At 73.9% G+C, this 21,804-nt stretch carries 23 protein-coding genes; 2 read left to right on the top strand and 21 right to left on the bottom strand.

Annotated elements, in window-relative coordinates:
• Window positions 1-58: 58 nt before the first annotated feature.
• Entirely contained in the window at window positions 59-706 is a 648-nt protein-coding gene (locus ACFY32_RS12995) for a TetR/AcrR family transcriptional regulator (RefSeq protein ID WP_390674177.1), read from the bottom strand.
• Between the two features lie 152 nt (window positions 707-858).
• Here ACFY32_RS12995 and ACFY32_RS12990 point away from each other — a divergent pair, with 152 nt between their 5' ends.
• Window positions 859-2,355: a DHA2 family efflux MFS transporter permease subunit gene (locus tag ACFY32_RS12990; RefSeq protein WP_390674176.1), complete on the top strand. Its 1,497-nt coding sequence runs from the start codon at window positions 859-861 to the stop codon at window positions 2,353-2,355.
• Between the two features lie 31 nt (window positions 2,356-2,386).
• Window positions 2,387-3,034 carry a helix-turn-helix domain-containing protein gene (locus ACFY32_RS12985; protein WP_390674175.1) on the top strand — a complete coding sequence of 216 codons (648 nt, stop codon included), beginning with the start codon at window positions 2,387-2,389 and terminating at the stop codon, window positions 3,032-3,034.
• 56 nt (window positions 3,035-3,090) lie between these two features.
• On the opposite strand, the gene ACFY32_RS12980 is transcribed toward ACFY32_RS12985, so the two are convergent.
• The 20 genes from ACFY32_RS12980 to ACFY32_RS12885 form a co-directional block, all read right to left on the bottom strand.
• Window positions 3,091-4,287: a cytochrome P450 gene (locus tag ACFY32_RS12980; RefSeq protein ID WP_390674174.1), complete on the bottom strand. Its 1,197-nt coding sequence runs from the start codon at window positions 4,285-4,287 to the stop codon at window positions 3,091-3,093.
• On the bottom strand, window positions 4,284-5,534 hold the full coding sequence (locus tag ACFY32_RS12975) for an NAD(P)/FAD-dependent oxidoreductase (RefSeq protein ID WP_390674173.1): 1,251 nt from the start codon (window positions 5,532-5,534) through the stop codon (window positions 4,284-4,286). Before ACFY32_RS12975 ends, ACFY32_RS12980 begins: the two co-directional genes overlap by 4 nt.
• A complete protein-coding gene (locus ACFY32_RS12970; protein ID WP_390674259.1) occupies window positions 5,531-5,734 on the bottom strand; it encodes a ferredoxin in 204 nt (67 codons plus the stop codon). Before ACFY32_RS12970 ends, ACFY32_RS12975 begins: the two co-directional genes overlap by 4 nt.
• Before the next feature lie 38 nt (window positions 5,735-5,772).
• Complete coding sequence (locus ACFY32_RS12965) at window positions 5,773-6,663, bottom strand: TIGR03621 family F420-dependent LLM class oxidoreductase (protein WP_390674172.1); 891 nt, start codon at window positions 6,661-6,663, stop codon at window positions 5,773-5,775.
• Between the two features lie 36 nt (window positions 6,664-6,699).
• A complete protein-coding gene (locus ACFY32_RS12960) occupies window positions 6,700-7,311 on the bottom strand; it encodes an NADPH-dependent FMN reductase (RefSeq protein WP_390674171.1) in 612 nt (203 codons plus the stop codon).
• The gene (locus tag ACFY32_RS12955) at window positions 7,308-8,516 is read right to left on the bottom strand and encodes an MFS transporter (protein ID WP_390674170.1); all 1,209 of its coding nucleotides are present in this window, start codon (window positions 8,514-8,516) and stop codon (window positions 7,308-7,310) included. The genes ACFY32_RS12960 and ACFY32_RS12955 overlap by 4 nt, the downstream gene beginning before the upstream one ends.
• Window positions 8,509-9,525, bottom strand: coding sequence for an LLM class flavin-dependent oxidoreductase (locus tag ACFY32_RS12950; protein ID WP_390674169.1), 1,017 nt, complete (start codon window positions 9,523-9,525; stop codon window positions 8,509-8,511). The genes ACFY32_RS12955 and ACFY32_RS12950 overlap by 8 nt, the downstream gene beginning before the upstream one ends.
• A 2-nt stretch (window positions 9,526-9,527) precedes the next feature.
• Window positions 9,528-9,689 (bottom strand): hypothetical protein, encoded by a 162-nt coding sequence (locus ACFY32_RS12945; RefSeq protein WP_390674168.1) that lies wholly within the window; start codon window positions 9,687-9,689, stop codon window positions 9,528-9,530.
• A gap of 38 nt (window positions 9,690-9,727) precedes the next feature.
• Window positions 9,728-11,665, bottom strand: coding sequence for an SDR family oxidoreductase (locus ACFY32_RS12940; protein WP_390674167.1), 1,938 nt, complete (start codon window positions 11,663-11,665; stop codon window positions 9,728-9,730).
• Window positions 11,662-12,600, bottom strand: a complete 939-nt coding sequence (locus tag ACFY32_RS12935; protein WP_390674166.1) for an aromatase/cyclase — start codon at window positions 12,598-12,600, stop codon at window positions 11,662-11,664. The genes ACFY32_RS12940 and ACFY32_RS12935 overlap by 4 nt, the downstream gene beginning before the upstream one ends.
• 36 nt (window positions 12,601-12,636) lie before the next feature.
• Entirely contained in the window at window positions 12,637-13,419 is a 783-nt protein-coding gene (gene fabG, locus ACFY32_RS12930) for a 3-oxoacyl-ACP reductase FabG (RefSeq protein WP_390674165.1), read from the bottom strand.
• Window positions 13,420-13,448: 29 nt separating this feature from the next.
• The gene (locus ACFY32_RS12925; protein ID WP_390674164.1) at window positions 13,449-13,724 is read right to left on the bottom strand and encodes an acyl carrier protein; all 276 of its coding nucleotides are present in this window, start codon (window positions 13,722-13,724) and stop codon (window positions 13,449-13,451) included.
• Between the two features lie 14 nt (window positions 13,725-13,738).
• Window positions 13,739-14,962, bottom strand: a complete 1,224-nt coding sequence (locus ACFY32_RS12920; protein ID WP_390674163.1) for a ketosynthase chain-length factor — start codon at window positions 14,960-14,962, stop codon at window positions 13,739-13,741.
• Window positions 14,959-16,239 (bottom strand): beta-ketoacyl-[acyl-carrier-protein] synthase family protein, encoded by a 1,281-nt coding sequence (locus tag ACFY32_RS12915; RefSeq protein WP_390674162.1) that lies wholly within the window; start codon window positions 16,237-16,239, stop codon window positions 14,959-14,961. The genes ACFY32_RS12920 and ACFY32_RS12915 overlap by 4 nt, the downstream gene beginning before the upstream one ends.
• Window positions 16,236-16,562, bottom strand: coding sequence for a TcmI family type II polyketide cyclase (locus ACFY32_RS12910; RefSeq protein WP_390674161.1), 327 nt, complete (start codon window positions 16,560-16,562; stop codon window positions 16,236-16,238). The genes ACFY32_RS12915 and ACFY32_RS12910 overlap by 4 nt, the downstream gene beginning before the upstream one ends.
• Window positions 16,563-16,592: 30 nt before the next feature.
• A complete protein-coding gene (locus tag ACFY32_RS12905) occupies window positions 16,593-18,056 on the bottom strand; it encodes an FAD-dependent monooxygenase (RefSeq protein WP_390674160.1) in 1,464 nt (487 codons plus the stop codon).
• A 23-nt stretch (window positions 18,057-18,079) separates the two neighbouring features.
• Window positions 18,080-19,264: an acyl-CoA dehydrogenase family protein gene (locus ACFY32_RS12900; RefSeq protein ID WP_390674159.1), complete on the bottom strand. Its 1,185-nt coding sequence runs from the start codon at window positions 19,262-19,264 to the stop codon at window positions 18,080-18,082.
• 50 nt (window positions 19,265-19,314) lie between these two features.
• On the bottom strand, window positions 19,315-19,740 hold the full coding sequence (locus ACFY32_RS12895; protein WP_390674158.1) for a MarR family winged helix-turn-helix transcriptional regulator: 426 nt from the start codon (window positions 19,738-19,740) through the stop codon (window positions 19,315-19,317).
• 11 nt (window positions 19,741-19,751) lie between these two features.
• Complete coding sequence (locus tag ACFY32_RS12890; RefSeq protein WP_390674157.1) at window positions 19,752-20,264, bottom strand: nuclear transport factor 2 family protein; 513 nt, start codon at window positions 20,262-20,264, stop codon at window positions 19,752-19,754.
• Window positions 20,265-20,477: 213 nt separating this feature from the next.
• A complete protein-coding gene (locus ACFY32_RS12885; protein ID WP_390674156.1) occupies window positions 20,478-21,752 on the bottom strand; it encodes a LuxR C-terminal-related transcriptional regulator in 1,275 nt (424 codons plus the stop codon).
• Between the last annotated feature and the right edge of the window lie 52 nt (window positions 21,753-21,804).

The raw sequence follows: 21,804 nt of genomic DNA, 5'->3' as shown, positions 1-21,804 counted from the left end.
TGTCGAAGCGTGCCCCCAGTTTACCAGCGCGTCCGCGCGGCGGTCCGGGACGCGGAGGTCACCGCGGATCGGTGGCGTAGGCGCGCAGGAAGGTGTCGACGGCCGCTTCGGCCAGGGCGCGCATCTCCGCGCCGGTCGGCTTGCGGGTGCCGAGCCGGGAGCGGGTCTCCAGCGGGCCGGTGATCAGGGCGAGCAACTGCTCGGCGGCCACCGCCGGATCGCAGGGGCGCAGCCGGCCGGCGAGGGTGAGTCGGGCGAGCCGGTCCGCCATCGCCTCGGCGATGCGGACCGACGTACAGCCCTGGACGATCTCGATGAGGTCGGGGAAGCGGGCCACCTGGGCGTAGGTGAGCCAGCGCAGGGAGCGGGAGCGGCGGTCGCAGCAGGAGCGCACCAACTGGTACGCCACCTCGTTCAGCGCGGCGCGCAGGTCGTCGCCGGGCGAGCGCATCCGGTCGAGGGTGGCGATGTTGCCGTCCATCACCGTGTGCGCGGCGGCGGTGAGCGTGGCCCGGAACAGGGTCTCCTTGTCGGTGAAGTGGTTGTAGACCGTCGGCTTGGCGACGCCCGCCCGCTCGGCGATCTCCTGTACCAGCGCCTGCGCGTAACCGCGTTCGGCGAAGACGTCGAAGGCCGCGTCGAGGATCGCCTGCCGTTTGTCGATGCGGCCGCGCGGGGCCGTCCGTACTGCCGCTGCCGATGCCATGCCTCCAGGGTAGCCGCCGACCGCCCGAACTGAACCGACGGAACCAGTCTTCCGAACCGGACTGTATCTATCCTCGCAGGATTGCTAAATTGAACCCGCTGGTTCATATTGAACCGGCGGGTTCAGTAGATGCGACTGTGCGGGAGACGACGATGACCACCCCATCCACCCCCTTGGACCGAGGGCTCGACCCGGCCTTACGGCGCATGATCGGCGTGATCCTGGTCGGCGGGATCATGGGCATCCTCGACGGGTCCATGACCGCCGTCGCCGTGGACACCCTCTCGCACCGCTTCGACGCCTCGCTGAGCACCACCGGCTGGGTCTCGACCGGCTATCTGCTGGCCCTGACCGTGACCATCCCGGTCACCGCGTGGGCGGTGGAGCGGGTGGGCGGCCGGCGGCTGTGGCTGTTCGGCCTGGTGCTGTTCCTGGCCGGATCGGTCGCCTCGGGACTGTCCTGGAACATCGGCAGCCTCATCGTGTTCCGCGTGGTCCAGGGCGTCGGCGCCGGCATCCTCGACCCGCTGATGCTCACCCTGCTGGCCCGCGCGGCCGGTCCCACGCAGGTCGGCCGGGTGATGGGCGTGATGGGCATCGTCGGCTCCACCGGGCCGGTGCTCGGCCCGATCGTCGGCGGTCTGATCCTCCAGGGCCTGGACTGGCGCTGGATGTTCTTCGTGAACGTGCCCATCGTCGTCGTCGCCTTCGTGCTGGCCCGGCGGACCCTGCCCGTCGATCCGCCCGGGGCGGGCGCGACGGCGGGGAGGCTGGACGTCCTGGGCGTCGCGCTGATCGGCCCCGGTGTGGCGTCCGGTGTGCTCGCCCTGTCGGAGGTGGCGCAGCGCGGCTCGTTCACCACCTGGCAGGTGCTGCTGCCGCTGGCCGTCGCCGTCGTCCTGCTCGCCGGATACGCCGCGCACGCGCTGCGGAAGAGCGGGAAGGCGCCGCTGATCGACCTCAGGCTGTTCACCCGGCGCAGCTTCACCGCGAGTGTCGTCGCGGCGGCCGTGCTGGGCCTGGCCACCTTCGCGAGCATCTTCGTGATCCCGCTGTACTACCAGCAGGTGCGCGGCTACGGCGTGTTCGAGTCCGGGCTGCGGCTGGCCCCGTTCGGGGTGGGCTCGGCCCTGGTGATGCCGCTCGCCGGACGGCTGTCCGACCGGTGGGGCTCGCGCAACCTGGCCCTGGCCGGCGCGGCGGTGGCGCTGCTCAGCTCGCTGGCCTTCAGCCGGTTCGACGCGGAGACCGCGCAACTGTGGCCGCTGCTGGCCGCCTTCACCCTCGGGATCGGCACCGGTTCGGCGGGTGCGCCGGTGATCGGGTCCGTCTACCGGACCCTGCCGCCGCGGCTGGTGCCGCAGGGCAGTTCCGTGCTCTACATGCTCAACCAGTTGGGCGCGTCCATCGGTATCGCGGTGGTGGCGCTGCTCATGCAGAACGCGGGCCCCGACGATCCGCGGTCCGGTTTCCGGCACGCGTACCTGGCCGTGGTGGTGGCGCTGGGCGTCATGGTCGTCGCGAGCCTGTTCATCCCGGGGCGCGCGGACGCGGTGCCGCCGGCCGGGGACGGCCCCGCGCAGGACGGCCCCGCGCAGGACGCCGAGCCGACCGCACCGCCGGTCGGTTCGCACCGCACCGGCGAGTGACCGCCGGGCAGACGCAGGAGGAGGAGCAGAGGTGACGACCTCGACCGAGCGGACGGTCGCGCCCGAACGGACGGTCACGCCCGAACGGACAGCTTCGGCCGGGCGGGCGGTCCTGTCCGAACAGGCGATCCCGTGCGGGCGGACGGTCCTGCCCGAGCAGGCGATCGCGCCCAAGCGGGCGGTCCCGCCCGCGCGGGCGGTTCTGCCCCAGCGGGCGACCCCGTCCACGCGGACCGTCCTGTCCGAGCAGGCGGCCTGGCCCGAGCGCGCGAGCTTGCCCGCGGCGGCAACCCTGCCCGAGCAGGCGGTCCTGTCCGACCAGGCGGTCCTGTCCGAGCGGTGGATCGACATCCTGCTCGCGCCCGACCGGGAGCGGCTGACCGTGGCCGAGGTCTGTCGCCGGCACGGCATCTCCCGCAAGACGTTCTACGTCTACCTCGCCCGCTACCGCTCCGAGGGCCCGGCCGGTCTCGCCCCCCGCTCGCGCCGGCCCAGGAACTCCCCCGCCCGCACCGCCGGTGAGATCGAGGCGCTGGTGGTGCGAATCCGCGACGAGCGGCCCCGGTGGGGCGCCCGCCGCATCCACAACGAGCTGGTGCGGCGCGGCGTGGCCGGGGTGCCGGCCGTCTCCACCGTGCACGCCATCCTGCGCCGCACCGGGCGGCTGGCCGGGGCGTGAGCGGAACGCGCCGGGCGGGGTGTCCCCACGGACACCCCGCCCGGCGCTGCCGTGCGCTACCAGGCCACCGGCAGTCGGGCCACGCCGAAGACCAGCGCGTCGTCGCGGTACCGCACCGCGTCGGCGTCCCCGGCGAGGCGCAGTCCGGGCAGGCGGCGCAGCAGGGCCGGCAGGGCGATCCGCAGTTCCAGGCGGGCCAGTTGCTGCCCGATGCACTGGTGGGCGCCGTAGCCGAAGGCCAGGTGGGGCACCGGCGCGCGCCGTACGTCGAGCCGGTCCGGCGCGTCGGCCACCAGCCCGGTGCCGTGGTGGGCGGCGAGCGTGGAGAGCAGCACCCGCTCCCCCGCCTTGACCGGCCGTCCGCCCAGGTCGAGGTCGGTGGCGGCCTGGCGGACCAGGGGCGGGGCGACCGCGAGCAGCCGCAGCAGTTCCTCGACGGCCGAGGGCGCGGCCTCCTCGTCGTCCCGGACGACGGCGAGCTGTTCGGGTTCGCCCAGCAGGGCCAGGGTGCTGAGGCCGATCATGGCGGTGACGGTCTCGTGGCCGGCGACCAGGATGCTGTTGCCCATGCCGATGAGTTCGTCGTCGCTCAGCTCGTCGCCGTGCCTGCGGATCAGGTCGCCGAGGATGTCGTCGCCGGGCTCGGCCCGCTGGCGGCGTACCAGCTCGCCCATGTAGGCGGCCATCGCGGCGAAGTTCTCCAACTGGGTCTCCAGCGAGCCCGCCGCGTCGGTGCCGGTGGCGCTGCGGCGCTGGATGCCGTCGCGGTCCTCGGCCGGGATGCCGAGCAGTTCGCAGATGACCAGCAGGGGCACCGGGCCGGCGAACGTCTCGATCAGGTCGGCGCCGGGGCCGGCCTGCTCCAGCGCGTCCAGCCGCTCGTCGACCACGCGCCGGATCGCGGGGGCCAGCGAGCGCACCCGCTTCACGGTGAACGCGCCGGAGAGCATCCGCCGGTAGCGGGTGTGCTCGGCGCCGTCGTAGTTGAGGAGGATGCCGGGCTGGTTCATCACCGTGCGCGGGCCGGTGCGGTCGAAGGCGAACCCGGCCTCGTAGCGCGGGTCGGCGAGCGCCTGGCGCACCTCTTCGTACCGGGTCACCAGTACGGCGTCGAACTCGCCCAGTTGGGGGTTGGAGGTGCGCACCCGGGGCAGGTCCGGCTCCTCGTCGCGCAGGCGTTCGAGTTCCGGGTCGGGGCGGAACGGGCAGCGGTCGGGGCGGCGGTTGTGCGGCATGGGCACGGCGGCGGTCATGGGTCTCCTGTCAGCGTCGTCGTAGAGGTCGTCGTGGTCGTCGTGGTCGGGGAAGCCGTCGTGGTCGGGGAAGGGGCGGGCGCGGCGGTGGCGGCCGTGAGCAGGGCCCGCGCGGTGCGCAGCCGGCCGGGGCTGTTCCAGCCGACGACGCCCACCAGGCGTCCGCCGGCCTCGGCGTGGGCGACGAACCGCCGCTCGCGCACCGACCCCTCGGCGATCCGGACCGTGGCGTCGGCGGGCACGGTTCCGTGGACCTGTATCCGGGTGCCGAACTGGTCGGTCCAGACGTACGGCACGGGCCGGTAGGGGCCCGGGGCGGCGCCGAGGAGTTCGGCGGCCACGTACAGGCCCTGCTCGGTGGCGTTCGTCCGGTTCTCCAGGCGGACCCCGCGCGTGCCGGGCCCGGCGCCGAAGCGGGCGACGTCGCCGACCGCGTACACGTCGGGCGCCGCGCGGCAGCGGTCGTCGCAGACCACGCCGTCGTCGAGGGTGAGGCCGCTGTCCGCCAGCCAGTCGGTGGCGGGCCGGCCGCCGACGGCGACCACGACGGCGTCGGCGGGCAGCACCACCCCGGACGCCGTACGCACCCCGGTGACCCGGCCCGCCTCGCCGGTCAGTCCGGCCGCCGGGGTGGAGGTGAGCAGGCGTACGCCGTGCTCGGCGTGGAGCGCGGCCAGTTCGGCGCCGAGCGCGGGGCCGAGGAGGCCGGGCAGCGGCCGGGCGGCCGGTTCCACGACGGTGACCTCCCGGCCCAGGCCGCGGGCGGTCGCCGCGATCTCGCAGCCGAGGACGCCGGCGCCGACGACCACGACCCGGCGGGCGGCGAGCAGGCCGGCCCGCAGCCGCACACTGTCGCCGAGGGTCCGCAGGGTGTGCGCCCCGGCGACCGGCGTCCGGCCCGGCAGACGGCGGGCGTGCAGGCCGGTGGCGAGGACCAGCCTGCGGTAGCCGAGGACCGTGCCGTCGCGCAGGGTGACACGGTGGCCCGGCACGTCGAGCGCGGCGGCCTCCGCGCCGAGCCGCAGCTCGGCGCCGAGGGCCTCCAGTTCGGCCCGGGTGCGCAGCCGGGCGCGCTCGGGCGGCCAGCGGCCGTCGAGCACCTGCTTGGACAACGGCGGCCGGTCGTAGGGCGGTTCCCGTTCGCCGTCGAGCAGTGTGATCGTCCCGGTGAAGCCGTGCCGGCGCAGTCCCTCGGCCACCGCGAGGCCGCCCGCCGAGGCTCCGACGACCAGGACGTCGACGGTCACGACGGGGCCCGCAGTACGCGGATGACCGCGGCGGGGCAGAGCAGCGCGGCCTCCCGGACGGTTTCCAGGGCCGTGGCGGGCGGCCGGGGGTCGAGGAGGACGACGACGCCGTCCTCCTCGCGCTGGTCGAAGATGTCCGGGGCGGCGACGACGCAGTGCCCGGCGGCCACGCACCGGTCCTCCTCCACGGCGATCTCCAGCGTCGTGCTCTGCTGGGACGCGCTCTCCTGGGACGCGCTCACCGCAGTTCCTCGATGACCTCGGCGAACGCCGCCATCTCCGGTTCGAGGACGCTGAAGTAGCTCAGGCCGTACTTCTGCCGCCGCTCCAGCAGTTGCTCCGCCCGGTCCTTGGGCGAGCCGACCAGGACGGACGGCAGTTCGGCCAGTCGGCCGGGGTCCAGGTCGAGGTCGTTCTGCCAGACGTCGGTGACGGTGCCGGCGGCCGGCGGCGAGGGCAGGACCCGGTGGATGGGGACGTTCAGCTCCACGTGCGGGGCGCGGTCGCCGAGCAGGGCGTGGACGTCCTGGATACGTCCGGTGATCTCCTCCGGGCCGCCCAGGCGCAGCCCCTCGCCGTCGCGGACGGGGGCGGTGGCGGTGAAGCCGACGATGTCGGCGTGCTCGGCGGCCAGCTTCAGCACCCGCGGGCCCCGGCCGGCGATCAGGATCGGGGGGCCCTGGGGCCGGACGGGGGGCGGGACGGTGTCCGGGGAGGCGAAGGTGTCGCGCAGGGCGCGCACGGTGCGTTCGAGGTGGTCGACGCGTTCCCCGGCCGGTATCCAGGGCAGTCCGGCCCGGTCGAACTGGGCCTTGTCGTAACCGGCGCCGAGGCCGACCTCCAGCCTGCCGCCGGTGTGGTGGTCGAGGGTCGCGATCTCGCGGGCCAGGACCGTCGGCCGGTAGAAGACGGTGTTCAGGACGAGGGTGCCGATCCGGACCCGCTCGGTGGCCTCGGCCAGCAGGGCGGCGGTCGCCAGCGGCGCGGGCATGCCGAGGTGGTCGGAGACGGAGACGACGTCGTAGCCGAGCCGCTCCGCCTCACGTGCCTTGGCCACCCAGTCGGCCCGGGTGGCGGGGGTGAACAGGACGAGGCCGAAGCGCAGGGGCCGGTCGTAGGGGCTGGTCACGGGTGAACCCTTCTGTCGGATGCCGCGGGCCGCGGGTCAGCGCTGGTAGGGACGGGCGGCGCGGGCGGCGCGCAGGGCCTCGCCCCACCACACCAGGCGGTCCAGGAGGGTCTTGGCCGCCACCTCGCTGTCCTCGGCGTCCCGCGGGGCGTCGCCGTCGAACCGGTTCCACACCTGGTGGAAGATCAACTGTTCGCGCAGCGGTACGGCGTGCAGTTCGGTGAAGACGTGCCGCAGGTGGGAGACGGCCCACAGGCCGCCGCTCATCCCGCCGTAGGAGACGAAGCCGACCGGCTTGGCCGCCCATTCGTCGAAGATCCAGTCGATGGCGTTCTTCAGCGCCGCGGGGAGGGTGTTGTTGTACTCGGGGGTGACGACCACGAACGCGTCGGCGCGGCCCAGGCGTTCGGCCAGTCGCCCGCGCAGGTCGGCGGTCGCCTCGTCGGGCGGGTCGCCGGGGGTGGCCTTCTCCAGCGGCAGGGGGTAGTCGATGAGGTCGACCAGGTCGACGGTGACGTCCTCGCGCTGTCCGGCCTGGCCGGCGAACCAGCGGGCGACGGTCGGGCCGAACCGTCCGGGGCGGATGCTGCCGATGATGACGGCGACGTGCAGCGGGGGTGCGACGAGGGGGGTGGGTCGCTCGGTCATGAGGGGGCTCCCTTGGGGGTGCGGCCGCGCAGGCCGGTGAGCGAGACGGCCACGCCGGCCGCCTGGACGAGCACGAGGGCGAGCAGCGCCGGCCGGTGGCCGGAGCCGTGGGTGAGCAGGGCGGCGGCCAGCGGCAGCGTCACCACGCCGCCCACCTGCACACCGGTCTGGTACACCGGTACGGCCGCGCCGCGGGCCCCGGCCGGCAGGCCCCGGGTGGCCTGGAGGTTCAGCGCGGCGAAGGACAGCACGAACGCCAGGCCCACCAGCAGCAGCGTCGGCAGCAGCCCCGTGGCGTACGAGGCCGGCTCGGGGCGCAGCAGGAGCAGCAGGTGTCCGGCGAGGGCGGCCGCGGCCCCGGCGGCGATGGGGCCGGCGGTGCCGAAGCGGGCGGTGAGCCGGCCGGCGAACGGCACGGACACCGCGAGCGGGACGCAGGCGGGCAGCAGCGCGAGGGCGAGCTGCCAGGGCCGCCAGCCGAAGCGGTCGGCCGCGTGGAAGGTGACCAGGAGCAGCAGGGCGGCGTAGGTGCCGTTGAGCGTGGCGGCGCCGAGCGTGGAGCGGAGCAAGCCGGCGTCGCGCAGCACCGCCGGCCGGAGCCGGGGCGGTTCGCGGCGTCCGGTGCGCGGGACGACGCGCAGGCCCCAGGCGAGCAGGGCGAGGGCGACGGGGGCGGGGAAGAGGAAGGTCCAGTGCCAGCTCACGGGGGTGAGCAGGCCGGACAGCAGCAGGCCGAGGGTGAACCCGGCGGCGCCGAACAGGGAGTACACGGAGACCGCCCGGCGCAGCGCGGGTCCGTCCGGGTAGGTGGCGGCGATGAGCGCGAGCCCGGCGGGGGCGGTGAGCGCGGCGCAGCCCCCCTTGATCACCCGGGCGGTGATCAGGAGCCACAGGGTGTCGCTGACTCCGCCCGCCACCGAGGCGGCGGCGAAGACGAGGAGCGCGGCGAGGTAGCAGCGCCGCAGTCCCCAGCGGGCGGTGAGGCGGGGACCGAGCAGCAGCACGGCGGCGAAGCCGAGGGCGAAGCCGGTCATCAGCCACTGCACGGCCCACACCGACAGGCCGAGGTCGGCGGCGATCGACGGCAGGGCGACGAGCACCACGGACACCTCGATGGCGTCCAGGACCATGTTGCCGGAGAGCACGAACAGCAGGCGCCGGTCGCCGGCGGCCGTGGCGGCGGGGGCGACGCGGGCCTCAGCCACGGGTGGGCACCCGGGCGGTCGCGGCGTCGGCGGCGGCGCGCTCGGCGAGCAGGGCGGGCAGCCGTTCGCTGATCAGCTCGATGTTGCGGACGACCAGGTCGTCCGGCATGCCCGCGACGCTCGCCCAGAAGATCAGGTGCCGCACCGGCAGCCCCCGGACGCGCTCGTATATGCGGGTGGCGGCGTCCTCGGGGGTGAGGATCTCCAGCAGCGACCAGGAGCCGTCGGCGGCGGGCGCCTGCGGGAAGTCCCCGGCCTTCAGCAGCGGCGGCCGGGGCAGGTCGGTGCCTTCCACGGAGCCCTGCTGGTAGGTGTTCATCTGGTGGGCCAGGTGCGGGGCGACCCGGGGCCAGGCGGCCTCGGGATCGTCGGCGAGGATGACCGGCAGCAGGTCCGACACCCGGGCGGTGTCCGGGTCGTGGCCGCCCTCGGCGAGGCCCTCCCGGTAGGGGACGTACGTCCGGTGGTTGATGTGCAGCAGTCCGACGCCGAGCCGGCCGGCCAGGCGGGCGCCGCGCGGGCCGTAGAAGCCGCCCCACAGCGGGACGGGGGACTGCAGCGGGCCGGGGGTGACGCCGCCCTCCTCCCACAGCCTGCGCACCTCGCGGATGTTGGCCTCCACCTGGCGGAAGCGCCGGTCGAAGTCGGCGCCGAACAGCCGGTACTCGGGGACCCGGTAGCCGGCGCCGAAGCCGATCTCCAGCCGGCCGCCGCTGATCAGGTCGACGAGGGCGGCGTCCTCGGCCAACTGGGCCGGCTTGTGCAGGTTGGGCAGGACCACGGCGGTGCCGATGCGGACCCGGCGGGTGCGGGCCGCCGCGGCGGCGGCGAAGGTCAGGGGCTGCGGCAGATAGCCGTCCTCGAAGAGGTGGTGCTCGGTGAACCACACACCGCCCGCGCCGCGCCGGTCGGCCTCCTCGACGTACTCCAGGGAGCGGGCGTAGTGGTCGGCCCACGGGCGGTGCCAGGCCGCGGGGTTGCGCAGGTCGAAGAGCAGTCCGACGTCCATCGTCAGGTTTCCGTTCGCAGCAGGGGCGGGCGGGGGGCGGGTGCGGGGCGGCGCAGCGGGGTGGTGAACACCCGGGCGACCAGGGCCCGCAGGTCGCCGGGCTCACCGAGGTCGCCGGGGTCCTCCGGACGGTCCTCGAAGCGGGGGCAGGGCACGGTGGTCATCGGTCGTCGGGTCCTTCCTCCTCGGACGGGCCGGGCGGTCAGCCGAGCAGCGTGCCGCCGGTGGCGTCGATGAAGGCGCCGGTGACCCAGCGGGCCTCGTCGGAAGCGAGGAAGGTCACCACGTCGGCGACGTCGACCGCCTCGCCGACCCGCTTGAACGCGGACAACTGGGCCATCTGCTCCACCGCTTCGGGGATGTCGAACAGGGCGCTGCCGTTGTTGGTGATGCCGGGCGCGACGCTGTTGACGGTGATGCCGCGCGGCGCGAGGTGCCGGGCGAGGTGCAGCGAGAGCTGTTCGACGGCGCCCTTGGTCATGGCGTAGGCGACCTGGTCGGGGCTGGCGAAGCGGGTGAGGCCGGAGGAGATGTTGATGATCCGGCCGCCGTCGCGCAGCAGCGGCAGCGCCCGCTGGACGATGAAGAACGGCGCCTTGGCGTTGACGGCGAAGAGACGGTCGAACTCCTCGGGGGTGACGTCCTCCGGCTGCACCCCGGCCGGGGTGGTGACGCCCGCGTTGTTGACGACGATGTCCAGCGCCGCCTCGCCGGTGCGTTCCTTCAGCCCCTGTTCGACGCCGAGGAACAGTTCGTGGGCGTCGCCGGGGGCGCCGAGTTCGGCGCGGACCGCGAAGGCCCGGCCGCCGTCGCTCTCGATCGACTCCACCGTCTCGCGGGCCGCGTCCTCGCCGGTGGCGTAGTGGACGGCGACGAGCGCGCCCTCCTCGGCGAGCCGCCGGGCGACGGCCCGGCCGATGCCCCGGCTGGAACCGGTCACCAGCGCGGTCTTGTGGGTCAGCCTGCCCATGGGGGAACTCCTCTTCTTCGTCGGTGCCGTCCCGGCCGCGGGTGCCGGGTCCGGGGGCGGGGCGAGCCCGCTGATACGGCGTGCCAGGTGACGGCGTACGGGCCGCAGGTCGAGCAGCTCGGCGAAGAGCCGGCGCACGGGGTCCACCTCCGGCCCGCCCAGCAGCAGGTACGACTGGGCCTGGATGTCGGTCAGGGTGCGGGTGCCGACCGGGCGGCGGTCCCGGTCGTAGGCGTCGAGGTCGGGGTCGGGTGCGGTGAGGCGGGTGCCGAGGGCGGCCGCGTCCTGGAGGCCGAGGTTGAGCGCCTGGCCGCCGACGGGCATCTGGACGTGGGCGGCGTCGCCGGCCAGGGCCACCCGGCCCCGGGCGTAGCGGGTGGCCTGGCGGCGGGTGTCGTCGAAGGCGTTCCGCCACAGCGGCCGGCCGTGGCGGATGTCCTCGCCGGTCACCTCGGCCCAGGCGGCGGCGATCTCCGCGTAGGACGGGGGTGCGGTGCGTTCGGCGGGGGCGGTGCCGAAGACGTGCACCATGACGCGGGTGCTGCCGTCCGGCCAGCGGTGCGCGGTGGCCAGGCCGCGCGGGTGGCGTTCGAAGCGCCGGTCGGGGACGTCGATCCCGGCGACGTCCGCGCGGAGCATCTCGCGCCGGGCGTCCCGGCCGGCGAAACCGAAGCCCGCCAGGCGGCGGACGGTGCTGTCCTCGCCGTCGCAGCCGACCAGGTAGGCGCAGCTCAGGTGGTCGCGGTCGCCGTCGGGGCCGGCCGTCTCCACCTCGACATGGGTGCCCCGGTCGCGCAGGGCGACCAGGCGCCGGCCGCGTCTGAGGTCGGCGCCCAGTTCCACCGCGCGTTCGGCCAGTACCGCTTCGAGCCGGGTCTGCGGGCACTTCCACTGGCCGGCGTGGCGGTGTCCGGGGTCGGCGGCGGTGAGGTCCAGGCGCAGGCCGCCGAAGTGGCCGGGGCCGCCGTCCGGCAGGGGTCCCAGCCGGTCGAGGACGCCGCGTTCTTCGAGCAGTTCCATGGTGCGGGTGTGCAGGGTGGACGCCCGGGACTCGGTCATCGGCTCGGTGCGCTGCTCCAGTACCACCGTGGGCACGCCCCGCGCCCGCAGGTCGCCGGCGAGGAGCAGGCCGACGGGGCCCGCTCCGACGACGGCCACGGTGGGGGTCAACGCCGCTCTTCCGCGTAGCGCTTGGCGTGTTCGAGGGTGGCGCGGCTGTTGGCGCCGAGCGCGTTGCGGACGAAGGTGCGGGCCTCCGGTATCCCGGCGTCGGGTCCGAGGACGGTGGTGATGGTGTCGGGGTTGAGCACGACGGTGTGCTGGGAGGTGGCGGTGACGGTGCCGTCGGGGTCGGTGCGGAAGTCCCACCGGCCGGTGTGCAGGGTCATCAGGGCGGGCAGCGTGGTCTGCTTGTAGGCGATGCGGTGGTGCGGGAAGCAGACGCGTACCGACTCGGTGGTGTGGGTGGAGCCGTCCACCGCGCGGGTGTCCATCCGCAGGACCTGGAGGCCGGGGGTGTCCTCGGTGAGGGTGACGGTGCTGACGTGCGGGAGCCGTTCGGTCCAGCGGTCGGCCTCGTTGACGAAGTCGTAGAGGTCCTTGGCGGAGCCGTCGACGTGGACGGAGTCCTCGAAGGAGAGGGTCAGTTCGGTGGTGCGGGAGGTCTCCTCCAGGCCGGCCTTGACGCCGGGCAGTTCCTCGCGGCTGTTGCGGTCGACGGCCTGGTCGATCCAGGCGAGGCCCTCGGGGTCGTCGTCCACCGCCCGGTAGGTGTGCAGCAGCCGCAGGTACGTCTCCCGCTCGCCGCGCGGTTCGGCGATCCAGGTGCCGCTCATCTCGGCCACGGGCGGGGCGGAGACCTCCTGGCGGAAGGTGATGCGCAGGCCCTCGGGGTCCAGGTCGCGGCGGGAGGTCCAGTTCTTGGCCTCGCCGTTGGCGGTGGCCCAGATGCGGATGCGCTCCTTGTTCCCCTCCCGCTCCAGGTACTCGACGTACACCGAGGGCGGGAAGAGGCGCGGCCAGTTCTCCACCTCGGCGAGCAGCCGGTAGACCTCGGCGGCCGGGGCGTGCACGGTGATCGCGTGCTCGACCTCGCGGACGGTCATCGTGAACTCTCCTTCATGGCGGGGGCGTCGGGTCGGTCAGAAGTTGCCGAGGCCGCCGCAGACGTTGAGGGCCTGCGCGGTGATCGAGGCGGCGGTGTCGGAGGCCAGGTAGCCGACGAGTCCGGCGACCTCCTCGGGCGTGGAGTACCGGCCGAGGGGGATCTTGGCCTGGAACTTCTCCAGGATGGCGTCCTCGGTGGTGTCGTAGGCGGCGGCGTATCCGGCGCGCACCCGCTGGGCCATGGGGGTCTCGACGTAGCCGGGGCAGACCGCGTTGACGGTGATGCCGGTGGGGGCGAGTTCGTTGCCGAGGGCCTTGGTGAAGCCGACCACGCCGTGCTTGGAGGCCGAGTAGGGGGCGCCGAGGACGACGCCCTGCTTCCCGGCGGTGGAGGCGATGTTGATGATCCGGCCGCGCTCCTTGTGCCGCATCCCGCCGGTGGTGAGGACTTCCCGGGTCACCAGGAAGACGCTGGTGAGGTTGGTGGCCAGGACGTCGTCCCACAGGTCGTCGGGGAGGTCGGCGGTGACGCCGCCGCCGCTGCGGCCCGCGTTGTTGACCAGCACGTCGATCGGGCCGTACCGGGCGACGGCCGCCCGCACCACGGCGGTGATCTGCTGCCGGTCGCGGACGTCGCCGGTGGTGCCGTCGGCGTCGAGGCCCTCGTTCTGCAGGGTCTTGACGGTGTCGGCGACCGCTGTCGCGTCCCGGGCGCAGAGGAAGACCCGGTGTCCCTGCTGGGCCAGCAGCCTGGCGGTGGCCAGGCCGATGCCGCTGGTGGCGCCCGTGACCAGGGCGACCTTGGCGTTGTCGGTCATGTGTGCGTGTCCTTTCGCGGCGGCCGGTGTCACGGCCGGACGGTGCCGGCGGCCGACAGATGGGTGTTGACGAGGTCGACGAGGGCGCGCGGGGTGTCGGCGGCGGCGAAGGCGTCCTCGTCGAGGCTGATGCCGTAGGTCCGCTCGATCTGCCCGGCGGTCTCCAGCAGGGCCAGCGACTCGTAGCCGAGGTCCTCGAAGCGGAGGTCGCCGATGTCGCCTTCGAGGGCGGCGGCGTCGTCGGTGCCGGCGGCCTGGAGCAGGACGTTCCTGAGGTCGGTGAGGGTGAATTCGGTGGCAGCCATGAACGGCCCTTCTTTCAGGGGGTGTCGGCGGCCCGCACGACGAGGGCGGAGTTGAAGCCGCCGTGGCCGCGGGCGAGGACGAGGGCGGCGCGGACCGGGGCCGGGCGGGGGGCGCCGGTCACCAGGTCGATGTCGTAGGCGGGCGAGGGCAGGGAGTTGGCGGTCGGCGGGATCACGGCGTCGCGGATCGACAGCAGCGCCGCGGCCACGTCGAGGGGGGCGGCGCCGGAGTAGAGCCGGCCCGTGGTGGTCTTCGGCGCGGTCACCGGCACGCCCCGGACGCCGAACACCTTGGTGATGGCCTCGGCCTCGGCCCGGTCGAGGTCCGGGACGGCGGCGGCGTCCGCGAAGACCACGTCGATGTCGGTGGCGTCCGCTCCGGCGTCGGCGAGGGCGAGTTCGATGGCGTGCTGGAGGGTCGGGGCGCGGTCGCTGCCGGGGCGCGGGTCCACGGTGGAGGCGTGCCCGACGATCTCCCCGTAGACCCGGGGCGCGCCGCGCTCGCGGGCGTGCTCGGCGTCCTCCAGGACCAGCAGGGCCCCGCCCTCGCCGGGGACATGGCCGGCGGCGCGTTCGTCGAAGGGCAGGTAGGCCCGCTCGGGGTCGTCGGCGGTGCTGAGCCGGCCGCTGGTCAACTGGGCCACCCAGCCCCACGGGCAGATCGAGGCGTCGACCGCCCCGGCGATCACCGCGGCAGTGCCCTTGCGGATCTGCCGGCGGGCCTGGGCGAGGGCGTCGAGGCCGCCCGCCTGGTCGCTGACGACCACGCTGCTCGGTCCGCGCAGCCCGCCGCGGATGGAGATCTGGCCGCTGTTGACGGCGTAGAACCAGGCGAACGACTGGTAGGCGCTGACGTGCTGGCCGCCCTTGCTCCACAGGGCGCGCAGTTCGTTCTGGCCGAACTCGAAGCCGCCGGAGTGGCTGGCGGTGATGACACCGACGTCGTACTCGGGCAGTTCGGAGGGGACCAGGCCGGCGTCGGCGAACGCCCAGTCGGCGGCGACCAGCGCCAGCCGGGTCATGCGGTCGGTCTGCGGCAGCAGCCGGCCGGGCAGGTGGTCGGCGGCGTCGAAACCGCTGATCTCACCGGCGAGGCGGGACGGGTAGGGCGTGGGGTCGAAGCGGGTGACCCGGCGGATCGCGCCGCGTCCGGCGAGCGTGGCCGCCCAGTACTCGTCCACGCCCAGGCCGGTCGGCGCGGTCACGCCGAGGCCGGTGACCAGGGTGCGCCGGGTCATCGGGGCCTCCGTTCGGGGTCGGCGAGCACGATGGCGCTCTGGAATCCGCCGAATCCGCTGCCCACCGACAGCACGGCGTCCGTGAGCTGGTCCCGGGCGGTCAGCGGCACGTAGTCCAGGTCGCACTCGGGGTCGGGGGTGTGCAGGTTGGCGGTGGGCGGGACGACGTCGTTGGCGATGGCGAGCACGGAGGCGGCGATCTCGATGGAGCCGATCGCCCCCAGCGAGTGCCCGATCATCGACTTGATGGAGCTGACCGGGGTGCGGTAGGCGTGTTCGCCGAGGCTGCGCTTGAACGCGGCGGTCTCGTGCCGGTCGTTCTGCTTGGTGCCGGAGCCGTGGGCGTTGACGTAGTCGATGTCCTCGGGGTTGAGCCGGGCCTCGTCCAGGGCGACCCGGATCGCCTCCGCCATCTCCTTGCCGTCGGGGCGCAGCCCGGTCATGTGGAAGGCGTTGGAGCGGGTGGCGAACCCGGCGACCTCGGCGTAGATCCGGGCGCCGCGGGCCCGTGCGTGCCCGAGTTCCTCCAGGACGAACACCGCGGAGCCCTCGCCGAGGACGAAGCCGTTGCGGCTGGCGTCGAACGGCCGGGAGGCGTGCTCGGGGTCGTCGTTGCGCGGGGTCGTGGCCTTGATGGCGTCGAAGCAGGCGACGGTGATGGGCGAGATGGGGGCGTCGGTGGCGCCCGCGACCATCACGTCGGCGGTGCCCTCGCGGACCAGGTCGGCGGCGTGGCCGACGGCGTCCAGGCCGGAGGTGCAGCCGGTGGACACGACGGTGGCCGGGCCCTCGGCGCCGACCGCCCAGGCGACCTCGGTGGCGAAGGAGCTGGGCACCATGTAGTGGTACAGGTGCGGTACGGCGTAGGTGTGGTCGACCAGTTCGAGGCGGCCGCCGTCGGAGACGGTGCGGTACTCCTGGTCCAGGCCCATGGTGGCGCCGACCGCGCTGCCGATGGTGACGCCGGTGCGGCGCGGGTCGACGGTCTCGAAGGCCAGTCCGCTGTCGGCGACGGCCTCGCGGGCGGTGACGACGGCGAACTGCGCGGCCCGGTCCATCCGCCGGACCTCCTGCGGGGAGAGCCCGGAGAGCACGGGGTCGAAGTCGACCTCGGCGGCCACCTGCGAGCGGAACGGCGCGGGGTCGAACAGGGAGATGCGCCGGGTGGCGGTGCGGCCGTCGGTGAGCAGGTTCCAGAATGCCTTGGCGCCCGGTCCGCCGGGGGCGGTGACGCCGAGGCCGGTGATGACCACGCGCCGCAGGGACGGTGCGCTCATCGGGCGCTCCACTCGTAGAAGCGGCGGGCCATGGCGTCCGCGGGCGAGCGCCAGGTCGCCGGGTCGTACGCCTCGATGTACGGCTTGAGGTCCTCGCTGATGGCGACGAACCGCGGGTCGGTCTTGGCCTCCTCGATCCGGCCGGCGCCGTCGTCGCTGTCGAAGTCCTGGAGGTGGAAGTAGAGCCCGCGGTAGCTGAACAGTTGCCGGCGCCGGGTGCCCATCCGGCCGGGCATCTCGGTGCGGTCGAAGGCGTCGAAGAGACCGGCGACGTGCTCCGCCGAGTCCGGTGCCATCCGGGCGACGATCAGGGTGCTGTGCATGGTTCTCCTTCTGCTTCCTGTGGGGCCGGCTCAGCGGGCCGGGCCGAACCAGCGCTCCAGCGCCGTCGGCAGGTCGTGGTGGCTGCCGGGGGCGGCCCAGGCGACGTGGCCGTCGGGCCGTACCAGGGCCGCCGTGGTGCGGTGCAGGGGGCTGTCGTCGGGGACCTCGCGCGGGGTGGCGGTGACGATGTCGACGCGGTCCGTCCAGTCCCGGGCGCGGCGGCGCAGGGTGGGGTTGTCGGCGAGGTCGAGCAGCAGGCCGCGGCCGGTGCGCAGCAGTTCGGTGCTGGTACGGCGGCGGGTGCCGTGGTCGAGGGCGAGCCGGGGCAGCCGGGCGCCGAGCAGGGGGTGCGGGCCGCCGCCGACGTCGTAGCGGATGTCGAGGCCGCTGACCCGGGCGGCGAGGTGGCGGGCGACCTCGGTGTGGCCGAGGAGTTCGGTGAGGATCTCGCGGACCGGGGTCACGTCTTCGCCGCCGAGGATGAGCAGGCTCTGCGCGCGGGTGCTGGCCAGCAGGGTGCGGCCGACGGGGTGGCGTTCGCCGTGGTAGGTGTCGAGCAGGCTGTCGGGGGTGGTGCCCTTGACCACGGCGGCCAGTTTCCAGCCGAGGTTGACGGAGTCCTGGACGGAGGTGTTCATGCCCTGGCCGCCGGCCGGGAGGTGGACGTGGGCGGCGTCGCCCGCGATCAGGGTCCGGCCGCGGCGGTACTGGGTGACCTGGCGGGCGGCGTCGGTGAAGGCGCTGACCCAGACGGGTTCGGCGGCCGAGATGTCGGTTCCGGTGAGCCGTTTGAAGACGTCGGCGACCTCGCTGAACTCCGGTGGTCCGGTGCGCCGGACGGGCGGGGTGCCGCGTTCGCCGGCGATGATGCGGGTGATGCCGCCGGGCAGCGGGGCGATCATGACCAGGCCGCCCGCGGAGGGGTCGGCGGTCATCTTGGGCGGCAGGTCGACGCCGCGGACGTCGGCGAGGTACAGCTCGGTGGTGGCGGGGGTGCCGGGGAAGTCGAAGCCGGCCAGGCGGCGGACGGTGCTGCGGCCGCCGTCGCAGCCGACGACGTACCGGGCCCGCAGCGCGGTGGCGCTGCCCTCGACTCCGACGCTGACCCCGTGGGCGTCCTCGGTGAGGGCGGTGACCTGGTGGCCGCGCCGGATGTCGGCGCCCAGTTCGCGGGCCCAGGCTTCCAGGACGGTCTCGGTGCGGGACTGCGGGACGGTGCGGGCGGCGCCGTGCGCGGCGCCGAGGACGGTCAGGTCCAGGGGCAGTCCGCCGAAGTGGCCGGCGGTGCTGGTCTCGAAGTCGCCGAAGCGGGGCAGCAGGCCGCGCTGGTCGAAGACCTCCATGGTGCGGACGGTGAAGCCGATGCCGCGGGACTCGCCGGTGCGTTCCGGCAGGCGTTCCAGCACCAGGACGTCGACGCCGGCCAGGCGCAGTTCCCCGGCCAGCATCAGTCCGGCGGGTCCGGCGCCCACGACGATGACGGAGGCGTCCATACGGGTCTCCCCTCGCTGCTCGTTCACAGGTAGGCCGTGTTGGGTTCGAGGCCGGTCAGGGACCTGCCGTACAGCTCGACGTTGACGCCGGGCGTGATCATGGCGTGCAGGGAGGCGGCGTGCAGGTCGCGCTGGATGCGGGTGACCGGCACGTCCCGGTGGATGGAGGAGCCGCCGCTGGCGGCGGCGAGGATGTCGACGGCGGCCTTGGACTGCCGGGCGATCCAGCCGATCTGCACCCGGGCGCGGACCCGTTCCTCGGTGCTCCACGGCTCGCCGCGGGCGACCTTGCCGGCGATGAGGTCGGCGAAGCGGTGGGCGCGGGCCTCGGCGTCCTCGATGAGCAGCGCCGCCTCGCCGACCTGGAGGTGGGTGAGGGGTGCCTCGCGCTGGGAGGCGTAGTCGGTGTAGGTGAGGGGGCGGCCGGGGAGCCGTTCGAGGAAGCTGGCGAGGGCGTACTTGGCGGCGCCGACGAACTGGCCGCTCTGGATGGCGTTGGTGGTGACCAGGACGGGGACGCGGTAGTGCGGTTTGCGGGCGTTGACCTGTGAGCGGGAGACGTTCTGGTAGAAGTCGGCGCCGGTGATCACGCGGTGTTCGGGGACGAAGACGTCCTCGGCGACGGTGGTGACGCTGCCGGAGCCCTGGAGGCCGATGGTGTGCCAGTCGTCCTCGATGCGCAGGTCGGCGACCGGGGTGAGGCAGAACAGGGGGACGGGGGGTCCGTCGCCCGGGTCCTCGGGGAGGGCCACGCTGATCTTCCACTGGCTGTGCAGGACACCGCTGTTGAAGCGCCAGGTGCCGTTGAGGACGTAGCCGCCCCGGGTGCGGCGGGCGGTGCCGGTGGCCGCGGTGGTGCCGCTGACCCGGACGTGCGGGTCGGCGAACACCTCGTCGAGCGCCTCGTCGGGCCACAGGGCGGTCATCCAGCCGAGCGTGGCGTACACGGAGAGGCAGAAGGCGGCGGAGCTGTTGCCCTTGGCTATCTCGGCGAGCACGTCCACGAAGGTCCGGGCGTCGGACTCGTGCCCGCCGTACTGGGCGGGGATCTGCATGCGCAGCAGGCCGGAGTCCTCGATGGCGGTGACGACGTCCTGCGGCAGCCGCCGGTGCTCGTCGATCCACAGGGACCGGGCGCGCAGCAGGGGCACCAGTTTGGCGGCGGCGGCGACGAGTTCGTCGCGGGTCGGTGCGGTGGGGTGCGGCATCAGGGCCTCCGGCGGTGGCGGCTTGGGGTGGGGGTCATGGCGCTTCCCCGCTATTCGCTTTCGAGATTCGCCGCGATGCGGGCCAGGACGTCGTTGGCGGCGAGGAACTCCTCCTGCGATATGCCGGTGAGGGAGCGGGCGGCATGGGCGTTGACGAGTTTCTCCGCGCGTTCGTGGGCCGCGTTCCCGGCTTCGGTGAGGACCACGTTCTTCCCGTTGACGGTCACCCATCCCCGGTTCACGAAATCATCGATGACCGGCTGATAGGAGGAGGCCCGGTCCACCGCGAGGAAGGGGGCGAACGCGGAATCTATCCGGGCCACTTCGTCGACGCCGATGCTGATGGCGTGCAGCACCTGCCATTGCCGTCGGTCGAGCTGCTCGCCGGCCAGGGCGCGTCCGGTCGCCTCGTCGAAAAGGCGGTGCAGATGCAGCAGCCAGTATCCGAGGCGCTTGGTCGTGTTCTTCTGCAGCACGGTATTGTCCCTCAGCCTTTCACCGACGGCGCTTTGCGGACGAGTCCCTCGTGGTGCGGGAGGACCCAGTACAGGTCGAGTTCGATACGGGAGAACAGCCAGCGGCCGTCCTCGCGGACGTAGGTGTCGTGGAACCGGCCGGCCACCATCGCGCTCTCGTCGTCGAAGACGACCCGTTCCTCGAAGAAGGACACCCCGGTGGCACCGTCGCCGGAGACCTCCACGTCGTGGCCGTGCACGAACTGCTTGACGAGCAGGGCCGAGCCCGGCTTGTCCTGCTGGATGCGGCCGGGCAGGGCGGCGAAGTACTCGGTGATCGCGGGCCGTCCGGCGGCCTGGCCGAGGTGCGCGTAGTCGAGGTGCGCGGTGCGGGAGAAGAGTTCTCCGACCCGGTCCCACTGCCCGTTGTTGATGCGGCGCGGCAATTCGGCGCGCAGTCGGTTCAGTTCCCGTACGTCTTCGAGTTCTCGTACGCGTTCGGCGAGCGATTTCACGAGATCCGCGAGTTCCGTCTGCTCGGGCATGGGCGGGGAAACCCTTTCCGTCAGGGGTTCGTGCGTGGCCTGATGTCATCGACCTTCGCACCTGGCATGTTCCGGATTCAAGGGTTGCCGGTGGAATCTACGGTCGGACCACAGGGTCCGCTGCGGTGCCGTCCTGCGGGAAACGCGAACGCCTGCGGGAAACGCGAACGCGCCGCCCTCCGGAAAGGAGGACGGCGCGTCGTGGAACGGCGGTCAGGACGGTGGCGGACCCAGCGCGGATTGCAGGCCGCGGCGGCCGGAGACACCGAGTTTCCGGTACACGCTCGACAGGTGGAACTCGACCGTGCGTACGGCCAGGAAGAGGGTTTCCGCGATCTGCCGGTTGCTGTAGCCGGCACGGGCCAGTTCGCTGATGCGAAGTTCCTGGCCGGTCAGTTCGGGGTGGTCGCGCTGGTTCAGCGCGGCCTCCAGGCGGGGTGGCCACAGCCCGTTGCGGCTCTCCCGGGCGACCGCGTACGCCGTTTCCAGCCTGGCCCGCGCCGCGGTGGGGTCGCCGCGTTCGGTCTGCAGCTCGGCCAGGTCGTGCAGGGCGTGCACGAGTTCGGCGCGGGCGTGCGCGAGGTCGAGGAGTTCGACCGCCTCCTCCAGGAGCGCCACCGCGCACTCGTCCCGGCCGATGACGGCCACGGCGTGCAGGGCGAGGCCGATGCCGCGCGGCGCGCCCCAGGTCCGGGCGGCGGTCAGGTCGTCGGCGGCGAGGGCGAGCGCCAGGTCGCGGCGGCGGGTGGCGAGGGCGGCGAAGGCGGCCCGTGACCGCCACGGTACGACGGCGGGGTTGGCCACGTTCTGCGCGGTCAGTACCCGCCCGCAGGCGATCAGGTCGTCCAGCGCGTGCTGGAACCGTCCCGTCGCCATGTGCAGTGCTCCCCGGGCGGCCAGGACGTGGGCGGCGTCGGGCAGTGCGGGGTCGAGCCGGCCCGCCAGGTCGTGGGCGAGGAGCACCCGGTGGGCGGCCTCCGGGTCACCGGCGAGGACGTGGGACTCCACCAGCCAGGCGGCGGCCAGGCCGGTCAGGGCGGTGGGCAGGCCCCGGGCGAGCGCGTCACCGAGCAGCGCGGCCGACTTGACGCCGTCGCCGGCCAGCAGGCTGATCCGGGCCCGCATCAGGGTCAGCAGGTCCTGGTGCCCCGGGGAGCCCAGCCAGCGCGGGTCCGTGGCCAGTTGGCGGACCTCGGAGTGGGCGTGGACGAGGTCTCCGGTGTAGAGCAGGGTCAGGACGGCCAGCCACATGCAGTACGGGTGGCCGCGCTTGTCGGGGGTGCCGAGGACGGTGCGCACCTGTTCGTGGACGAGGGCGCGGCGCACTCCGAGGTTCGCCAGTTCGAGGCTGTGCAGGGAGAGGCAGACTTCATCCGGTGGCACCGGTTCCTCGGTGTCGAGGCGTCCGGGGATGTAGACGGGGGAGCCCTCCCGGAAGGGTCCCCTGCCGCTCCCCGGCCGGCCGGTCGTAAGTGCCGTCTCGGTCATCGTTTCCCCCTCGGCTCGGCGTGGTGTGCCCGCCGGGGCGTGTCCGGTCCAT

It is taken from the genome of Streptomyces sp. NPDC000134 (assembly GCF_042899225.1).
GTDB lineage: Bacteria > Actinomycetota > Actinomycetes > Streptomycetales > Streptomycetaceae > Streptomyces.
This window is presented reverse-complemented; position numbering and strand designations above follow the sequence as displayed.